Source organism: Parendozoicomonas verongulae, assembly GCF_009711465.1.
In the GTDB taxonomy this organism is placed as follows: Bacteria; Pseudomonadota; Gammaproteobacteria; order Pseudomonadales; family Endozoicomonadaceae; genus Sansalvadorimonas; species Sansalvadorimonas verongulae.
In genome coordinates, this window is sequence record NZ_SMME01000734.1 from 1 (window position 1) to 8,024 (window position 8,024).

Annotated in this window: 11 protein-coding genes; all 11 read left to right on the forward strand. The window is 47.5% G+C overall.

The window, feature by feature from the left end:
• The coding region (locus E1189_RS04330; RefSeq protein WP_230460153.1) for an integrase at window positions 1-1,043 on the forward strand (1,043 nt) is incomplete at its 5' end.
• 197 nt (window positions 1,044-1,240) lie between these two features.
• Complete coding sequence (locus E1189_RS04335) at window positions 1,241-1,429, forward strand: helix-turn-helix transcriptional regulator (protein ID WP_230460154.1); 189 nt, start codon at window positions 1,241-1,243, stop codon at window positions 1,427-1,429.
• Between the two features lie 406 nt (window positions 1,430-1,835).
• Entirely contained in the window at window positions 1,836-1,970 is a 135-nt protein-coding gene (locus E1189_RS25735; RefSeq protein WP_268921588.1) for a hypothetical protein, read from the forward strand.
• Entirely contained in the window at window positions 1,970-2,257 is a 288-nt protein-coding gene (locus tag E1189_RS04340; RefSeq protein WP_155158834.1) for a hypothetical protein, read from the forward strand. The genes E1189_RS25735 and E1189_RS04340 overlap by 1 nt, the downstream gene beginning before the upstream one ends.
• Window positions 2,257-2,457: a hypothetical protein gene (locus E1189_RS04345; protein ID WP_155158835.1), complete on the forward strand. Its 201-nt coding sequence runs from the start codon at window positions 2,257-2,259 to the stop codon at window positions 2,455-2,457. The genes E1189_RS04340 and E1189_RS04345 overlap by 1 nt, the downstream gene beginning before the upstream one ends.
• Window positions 2,454-4,871 carry a DUF5906 domain-containing protein gene (locus tag E1189_RS04350; RefSeq protein ID WP_155158836.1) on the forward strand — a complete coding sequence of 806 codons (2,418 nt, stop codon included), beginning with the start codon at window positions 2,454-2,456 and terminating at the stop codon, window positions 4,869-4,871. Before E1189_RS04345 ends, E1189_RS04350 begins: the two co-directional genes overlap by 4 nt.
• Before the next feature lie 69 nt (window positions 4,872-4,940).
• Complete coding sequence (locus E1189_RS04355) at window positions 4,941-5,129, forward strand: hypothetical protein (protein ID WP_155158837.1); 189 nt, start codon at window positions 4,941-4,943, stop codon at window positions 5,127-5,129.
• A 200-nt stretch (window positions 5,130-5,329) separates the two neighbouring features.
• Window positions 5,330-5,584: an ogr/Delta-like zinc finger family protein gene (locus E1189_RS26170; RefSeq protein ID WP_155158838.1), complete on the forward strand. Its 255-nt coding sequence runs from the start codon at window positions 5,330-5,332 to the stop codon at window positions 5,582-5,584.
• A 477-nt stretch (window positions 5,585-6,061) separates the two neighbouring features.
• Window positions 6,062-6,397 (forward strand): DNA-binding protein, encoded by a 336-nt coding sequence (locus tag E1189_RS04365; protein ID WP_155158839.1) that lies wholly within the window; start codon window positions 6,062-6,064, stop codon window positions 6,395-6,397.
• Window position 6,398: 1 nt separating this feature from the next.
• Window positions 6,399-6,707 carry a hypothetical protein gene (locus tag E1189_RS04370; protein ID WP_155158840.1) on the forward strand — a complete coding sequence of 103 codons (309 nt, stop codon included), beginning with the start codon at window positions 6,399-6,401 and terminating at the stop codon, window positions 6,705-6,707.
• A 2-nt stretch (window positions 6,708-6,709) separates the two neighbouring features.
• A complete protein-coding gene (locus E1189_RS04375) occupies window positions 6,710-7,759 on the forward strand; it encodes a phage major capsid protein, P2 family (protein ID WP_155158841.1) in 1,050 nt (349 codons plus the stop codon).
• The last annotated feature ends 265 nt before the right edge of the window (window positions 7,760-8,024 follow it).

Below are 8,024 nucleotides of genomic sequence, written 5' to 3' on the forward strand. Positions count from 1 at the left end.
TACGCAAACGAACGGGAAGGAAGGGTAACAGCTATCAGGCGTTAGTGAGAACCAAAAAGAATGGTCGCTATTACAGCCTGACAAAGACCTTCTCAAAAAAGGTGCTGGCGGTTCAGTGGGCAAGGGATAAAGAGTACGACATAGAGCGTGGTCAGTATGCAGATCTGTCTGCAATAGAAGGGGTGACGGTCAGGGCCTGCATAGACCGGTACATAAAAGAGGTAAGCCCTATTAAGCCAATAGGGAAAAGCAAACTCGCAGTGCTCCGCAGGGTGCAGCGCTCCAGTATCGCTGATGAGCAGATCGGTACACTTGAAACCGGTGACATTGTGGCGTTCTGTGTGCAGAGAAAGTCGGTTGACGGGGCAGAGCCTGCCACTATCACACAGGATGTTATTTACCTGTCCGGGGTGGTGAAAATGGCTATGAGTGTCTGGGGGTTCCCGATAAAGAGTAACCCTGTCGAGGATGCGAAAGCCTTTCTTATACAGAAGCGCCTTATCGGTAAACCAAAGCAAAGAGAGCGCAGGCCAACAGCAGCAGAGCTTGAAGCCTTCAGGCAGGTTGTCGCAGCAAACAAAAGAATCCGGCTGCCAATGTGTGACCTTGTTGAGTTTGCCATTGCATCGGCTTTCCGGCTGGGTGAAATCTGCCGTATTACCTGGGAGGATCTGGACAGTGACAAAGGAACTATCCTGATCCGGGACAGAAAAGACCCTAATCAGAAAATCGGTAATAACCAGTGTGTTCCTTTATCCAGTGAGGCACTGGAAGTGATTGCAAGGCAGCCAAGGTTTGAAGAAAGGATTTTTCCTGTTGATGCGCGGAGTGTCTCCACTGTATTTACCAGGCAGTGCAAAAAAGCTGGTATCGAAGACCTGCACTTCCACGACCTGCGCCACGAAGGAACATCACGGCTGTTTGAAAGAGGGCTTGAGATTCAGCAGGTAGCCATGATTACCGGGCATAAGAGCTGGTCAATGTTGCAGCGTTATACGCACCTAAAGCCCGCTGATGTGGTAAGCAGGCTAAATGAAACATGATCTTATTAATATCGAAAGTACTTGGTAAATATTGCGTAAATTCAGATTGTTTGGGCGGGTGAAATTTTATAAAAATCATGCTCATTTTATATAGATTTATATAAATTTTCATAATTTTTCATGAATTTCAGTTGTTTGTGTTCGTTAAATGATTGCTGTTACTTTAGGTCTATAGCGACCGAAACGGAGTAAATACCATGCTGGGTGATTTGAAACTGTACGAACCCGAAGATGTAGCCAAGGAACTTGGGATTACAAAAGGAACACTCACTGTATGGCGTTCTATGGGCAAAGGGCCGAAGTTCGTTAAGGTTGGCCGTTTCCCTAAATACAGAGAGGCTGATGTGATCGAATGGCTTAATAGTCGGGTACGAGAAATAGCCTGAAGGCCACACCAGAGATACGTAACCCCATACCTGAAAAATACCTCCCGATGATGAATGCCGGTTACTGACACTGTTACCGGCAGGGGGATTGTTTTGCCTGCCGGAATGGAAGCAGTAATGAAAACTCATCATTTGCAATTTAAAAATACTGGCGCTAATGTAGGCGCCGTTACAGCAAAATCTGTAACCCGGATTACCACCCGGCTAATATCAAAGGAGCACAACCGCTCTAAGCGGTTTTTTTGTGCAACTCTTCAGCATCTCCAGTTTATGGCGGGGCTGATAGGGCCGTCTTCGGATGGGCCGGTTTCCTTTGATGCCGGTTGTGGTAACCCTGTCAGCCCTGCCACCAAATCAGATTTACCACTCTGGGTGGCAGGCTCCATAATCAAAGGAGCAATGAGCCATGCCAGCACGCATAGCACGCCTACCCATAGCCAAAATCCGCTCTCTGTCAGCGGAGGACATCATTACCATGAGCCGCACTGTGGAGAACCGTCACGTTCTCGCTGCCCTTCTGCGTGCCTGGGGGAATAAGTGATGCCAAACATAGAAGCATTCCCTGCCAACTGTAAAAGCGCCCTGAGTACTGCCCTGCGTGCGTATTCACGCCTGAAAGACAGTCCCCCTGCTGAGCTGCGCAAGCCTGCTTTTGAGGCTTTCATGGGTTCCACTGCGTTGATTGCCAGACGCACCGGGCACACAAGAGCCACGATCCGAAAGGAGGTCAAAGCCGTTTACCGGTCAGGGCGGTTTGTATTCCCCATCCGGAAGGAAGGAACAAAGGTTATCTACGCCACTGCCTCGCAGACCAGGGGAGAACGTTAATGGACAGCAAAACCAAAATAGAAGCCCTTGAAGATGCTTACTGTGCCTTGTGTGAATGTGTCTGCAATTACCGGGCAAAGGCAGATGACTGCCGAAAATCCGGCTATGTGAAAGCTGCAGCCGACTGGGAAAACATGGCTCTCGGAGCAAAGAACAGTTCTCAAATCATTGTCGATATGATGCGAGAGGTGCGCGCATGAGCCTTAGCAGACAACAGCATGAGGCGGTAAAGCTAGCAGCTAATGGTCAGTGGCCGTTTATCCTGCAATCTTTGGGAGGACTCACAGATCAGCAGGTTGATACCAGCACAAAAAGCAGTGGTGCACCGTGCCCGCTCTGTGGTGGAGAAAATCGCTACAGCTTCAAAGGTGAAGACCGTGGTGACTGGGCCTGTCGCAAATGCGGTAATGGTGGCGATGGTTTTGAGCTTCTGAATAGAGTTCATGGCTGGGACTTTAGCCAGTCGTCTTTGGAGGTTGCAAAGCTTCTGGGCATAGCCGGTGGATCGACTGCTGTTGACCTTGAAGCGCTACGCAAAGATCAGGCCGCCAGAGACAGGGCAAAAGAGGAAGAGAACGCAAAAAAACTCAGTCGGGCAATCAGGAAAGAACGTTCCATTTGGGATAGTGCTTATGAGATTGAAGACCACAGCTGGCCAGACTTTAAGAGGCTGTCTGAAGCAGCAAGAAAGGTTTGCAGGCAGTCAGGGCATAAACTGCTTATACCTGCCTTTTCCCACACAATGGAAAGGGTTACACACCAGTGGATCGGCGAGAAGGGAGCAGGGAAGTATGAGAAAAACTTTCATTATGGCATTCCATCGAAAGGGCTATTTGTTGAGTTTGGCGCTTCTGATTCCTCGCACATCATTATCAGTCAGTCATTCGCTGATACAGACGCAGCCTTTCAACTGGCAGGTGGTAGCTATAAAGCCATAAGTGCCTTTTGTGACTCACAGCTTCCTGCTGTTACTAAGTACGCTGCTGAATACTTCCCAGAGAGTCAGCTAATTATCTGTGCGGACAGTGATGAGCCAGGCATAGAGTGGGCAGAGAAAACAGCCAGTGAGGTTCCTGGGGTGTGGTTATCCTATCCCCCTTCCGGGAAGGATTGGTCTGAGTACATGCTTTCTGGTGGTACAGAGTCTCCACTTGATAGTTATGAGGTTAGAGAGAAGGAAAGCCATATCCAGAATAATGAAATGCCTGCGGTGACAGAGGCACCAAGTCTTCCTCATAAAGCAGATAGCGGAAGTGTGGCAAATAATAATCCTGAGCAAACAAGCACTTCCGTCAGTGAAGAATACAAGGAGCAAGTGCCGGAGTTAATCAATGGTCGCAACCTCTCCGAAGTTGAGTTGAAAAGGTTAAAGGCCATGAATAAAAAGTTTTGTCATACGGTTGTTGGCGGTCGCCATGTTATAGCCACCACAAAGTATTGCCCGATCACTGGGGAAGCAACAGCCTTTGAACCTATCGACCAGTTCAAGAACTATTTCCACCACAGGGCAAGCGTTGCCGATTTGAATGTGGGAACTGCCTGGATTAGATGGGCAGGTAAGAATCGCAGGTTGGGTGGCATTACTTTTCAGCCAAACCTTGAAAAGTGCCCAGAGGCAGTATTCAACTTGTGGCGTGGGTTTGCTGTAAGCCCGGCTCCAGATGGTGACTGCAAAGTGTATCTTGACCACCTTTTCAGGGTTATCTGTGGCAGTGACGAAAAGGCGTACAAGTACCTGATAGGCTGGCTGGCGCATATGGTGCAAAAGCCTGATGAAAAGCCAAGCGTTGCTGTGTTCATGCGCTCTGTAATGGGTGCAGGCAAAGACACTATGGTTAAGGCCATCTCCGGCATGCTTGGAATACACGCCACAACTCAAAATGGTGATGAGCAGATTACCGGGCGCTTTCAGGGGGCATTACAGGAAAAGCTGTTTGTATTCATCAACGAGGCAAGAGTCACTGATAGCCGAGCTATTGACCGGCTTAAGAGTTTGATTACAGAAAGCGAGGTGAGCCTTGAACTGAAAGGCAAAGACCCTGTGAGGATTCCAAACTACGCCAGGTTCATCTTTGCAAGTAATCATGACCACGTAATAAAGGCAGATCCGAAAGAGCGCAGGTATCTAATGCTTGAGCCAAAGCCTTTGTACTCTGTCGGTTCCAGGGAACACTTTGATTATTTCAGTGAGCTGCATAAATGGATTGATGAGGGTGGCGCAGGAAAACTCTTGGCCTTTCTGCAAGGTGTAGACCTTACAGGGTTTAATCCGCACTCGGCACCAGTAACAGCACTGTTAAATGAGCAGAAGCTGTATTCCATGAAGCCTGTTCACCAGTTTATTAGGGAGTGGCTGGCTAATTCTTCAGGCGTTGAGTGGAAAGAGCGTGTCCTTGCAAATGATTTAACCGAGAGATACAGGGCTTGGGTCGATTCAAACCTTGGCGAGAAGATTACAGACACCAGGGCTGGCAGGGCACTTGGCAGTGCAATGAAAGAGCTTGGTATCAAAAAGATTCGTTCTAATGGGATTAAGTACCCCCTGCCGGAGTTGGAGAGTATGAAAAGCCGTTTTTCTTCCCTTTACAAAACTCCAATGGAAGAAATGTTTTAAAGAAAACTATTCCAACCGTTCCAACTGTTCCAAAGTCTTTAGTGTCAAGGGCTGTAGAGTGGAACAGTTATGGAACAGTTTGTTGAACCGTTCCATTTTTCCACCGGCATGGTGGAACAGTTTAAAAGAGGTGGAACAGTTGCTTTTAAACTGTTCCACGCTGTAGCCCTAGAGCTGCAAGGGAATGGAACACTTGGAACAGATGGAAGGGTTTTTTATGTTCGTATCGTTTTGAGGCTGCAAGGCCGCCTTTTGTAAGTCGTTTGTAAGTAACCGGTAAGTAGTTATGAGCCAGATTCCAGTATCAAAGTTTTTCCCATACTCCGAGATCGACCAGGTGAACCCCAGTGCGAGAGTGATCGCCTTTTCTCCGGAAGGGGTGTTTTTAGAGCCAGAACCAAATGAAAAAGCAGATTCAAACACAAAGGTAGAGCATAGGCAGCAGGAGAGGCGTAGTTATGACATTTCGTGTTAAATGCAATGTTTGTGAATCAAAGGCCCGGATAGAACACAGCGACAGAATCAGCAACAGCGTTTCAAGGCATTATTGTTGCTGTACCAACCCTCTTTGTGGTCATACTTTTGTTATGAATCTTGAGTTTAGTAAGACGCTGTCACCTTCAGCCCTGCTTTTCACAAAAGAACATAGAGAAGTGATTCAGACACTTAATAAGCAGCAGCTTAAGGAGCACTTGAAAGGCGCTTACAGCTAAAACCTGAGATTACAGGTTTGTGCAAACCAAAAAGAACAGGAACAGCAGAGTGTACAAGGGCTGTAGCCAGATAAGCATGGATAGCAAAACCTGCACACCAAACTGAGAGCAAAATAAAAAACGGCTAAATCCCTTGCTACCAAAGGGATTTAGCCGTTTTTCTGTTTCTGCAAACCGCGCAAAGAGTTTGCACAAGTCTGCATTTTATTGCACACAGTGCAATGTGCCCATATCAGTCGCAAAGCCTTACACAGCAAGGGGAGAAGCCCATTGCACACCCTCATAATAGTTGCACAAAAACACACAAAAAGGCGGCAGGTGGGAGGGGAGTAGGAGTGTTTTTTTTCAGGTATTTTTATTTTTTTTCAACTACTGCTGCTTGTTATCCGATTTTCAAGTTTTCGGACTGAGTTTGATTGCTGGCCCCAGTGTATTTCCTGAATATGTAACCAGGACAACACAGCGAGCGATTAAACAGTGCTTACAGAAAAAGACGTTTACGCGGCCGCCTGGAAGCTATGGCTGCACGGTGAGTATCCAACGCCACCGAAGGTAAGAGAGATTACAGGGAAAGGTTCATTTACCACTATCTGTAAATTCTTGGGTAAATGGTTTGATTCAGAGATTAAGGACACCAGCAAGAACCCGCATTACACCTACATCAAGACAGCTGATGAAAGATCGGCAGAGCTTCATGCAGAGTGCGGGCGCCTGATGACTGAGAACCACCGGCTCAAATACCGGTTAAAGATCATGCGTGAAAAGCTTGGTTATGACCCACTGGAAGTTGACCCTTTAAACCCGGGATTCTGATATGTCCAAGACATTAACAAAATGCAGATTTGAGGGCGGCAAGTTTAAAGCTGTACCTGGGAAAACATTCACTTCTCAAGAGGTTCAAAGTATTGCTGATGGGTTTGCCGAAGCCTATGAGGGCAGACTCAAAGCCTTGCAGAGTGAAATTTATAAGACCACGAATCTTGCCAGCGAAGTACAGAAAAAGGTTGAGGAGTTTTCTCTAAAGGTTGACCAAATGAAGCACGGTCGGGAAATGTCATTCAATACAAATTTTGAAATTGACAACGCTGGTGCGCAACAAGATAAAGGATATTCTGGGTATTGATTATGAGTACTGTTTCATTTGCGACACATGAGGTTGAAAAGGCTGTAACAACCTTCAAATCGAAGTGTGCAGAAAACCACGGCTACAAATCAGAAAATATTTCCACAGGCTTTTCCGTTGAGCCAACCCGGGCGCAGAAGATCAACACCAAGGTTCAGGAAAAGAATGATTTTCTGGCAAAGATCAATATTCTTCCCGTCCGTGATCTTGTCGGGGAAAATATTCTGATCGGTGTTGCTGGACCATCATCCAGCCGAACAAACACCAGTGCAGGAAATAAGCGTGAACCAAAGGTATATCCTCAGCTAGAAGGCTTTACCTATGAGCTGCACAAGACGAATACAGACGTTTTGTTTACCTACGCACAAATTGACACCTGGCGTAAGTTCCCCGACTTTGTGGAACGTATGACTAACTCATCCCTTCACCGCATTGGTCTGGATCGTGTTATGTGTGGCTGGTATGGAGAAAGCGCAGCTAAAGACACAGATATCTCCACACACCCACAGCTACAGGACTTAAACAAAGGCTGGATGCAGTACATGCGTGACAAGCTGCCGGCAAACATCCTGAGTGAAGGCAAAACCGCCGGTGAGCTACGGATCGGTAAGAGTGGTGACTATGAAACCCTTGACCAGGCTGTTGCTGACCTTCTGACAACGATTGAAGATGCTGGCCTTGATACTACCGACCTTGTTGTACTTGTTGGCCGTGATCTGATGCAGCAGGAACGTGAGCGTGTGTATAACAACGCACTGACACCAGAGCAGAAGCAGGTTCACGAAAATGCACGGGTTACATTCGGTGGTGTGCCTGTTGAGAAGGCCCCAAGCCTCCCCCCTCGTTTCCTGGCTGTTACCCCGCTTAGTAACCTGTCTATTTACCACCAGGAAGATTCCTGGCGACGTAAGGTCGATGACCAGCCGGAATATGACCGCATGGTTGATTACACCAGCCGAAACGAAGGCTATGTCGTTGAAGATCCACGCCTGTTTGTGGCTGTAGAGTTTAAGAACGTGAAGTTGCCAGCGGCAGGTGATACCTGGGCTTGATTCTGGTTAGCGGTGCTGTCTTCCCTGATTTTCAGGTGCGCCGCTACGGTGACTCACATACTCACTGTTTTTTCAGTATGTGGTGATCGTTGTGTATATCCCTCGCACAACGGGCGGCTAGCATACCCGTATCACGTATGCTTTTTTTTGTGTCAGTGTGGCGAATTTGTGTCAAAATCGTCTATCGGCTGGCGGAATCGTTGACTTTCAAGGGCTTACAGCATTGTTGGTGTTATCCATCATGGGCGCTACAGAAAGTCTTCTA

Coding starts and splice junctions, on each gene's coding strand:
- E1189_RS04335 (WP_230460154.1), top strand. CDS start 1,241: ATGCTGGGTGATTTGAAACTGTACGAACCCGAAGATGTAGCCAAGGAA.
- E1189_RS25735 (WP_268921588.1), top strand. CDS start 1,836: ATGCCAGCACGCATAGCACGCCTACCCATAGCCAAAATCCGCTCTCTG.
- E1189_RS04340 (WP_155158834.1), top strand. CDS start 1,970: ATGCCAAACATAGAAGCATTCCCTGCCAACTGTAAAAGCGCCCTGAGT.
- E1189_RS04345 (WP_155158835.1), top strand. CDS start 2,257: ATGGACAGCAAAACCAAAATAGAAGCCCTTGAAGATGCTTACTGTGCC.
- E1189_RS04350 (WP_155158836.1), top strand. CDS start 2,454: ATGAGCCTTAGCAGACAACAGCATGAGGCGGTAAAGCTAGCAGCTAAT.
- E1189_RS04355 (WP_155158837.1), top strand. CDS start 4,941: ATGGAACAGTTTGTTGAACCGTTCCATTTTTCCACCGGCATGGTGGAA.
- E1189_RS26170 (WP_155158838.1), top strand. CDS start 5,330: ATGACATTTCGTGTTAAATGCAATGTTTGTGAATCAAAGGCCCGGATA.
- E1189_RS04370 (WP_155158840.1), top strand. CDS start 6,399: ATGTCCAAGACATTAACAAAATGCAGATTTGAGGGCGGCAAGTTTAAA.
- E1189_RS04375 (WP_155158841.1), top strand. CDS start 6,710: ATGAGTACTGTTTCATTTGCGACACATGAGGTTGAAAAGGCTGTAACA.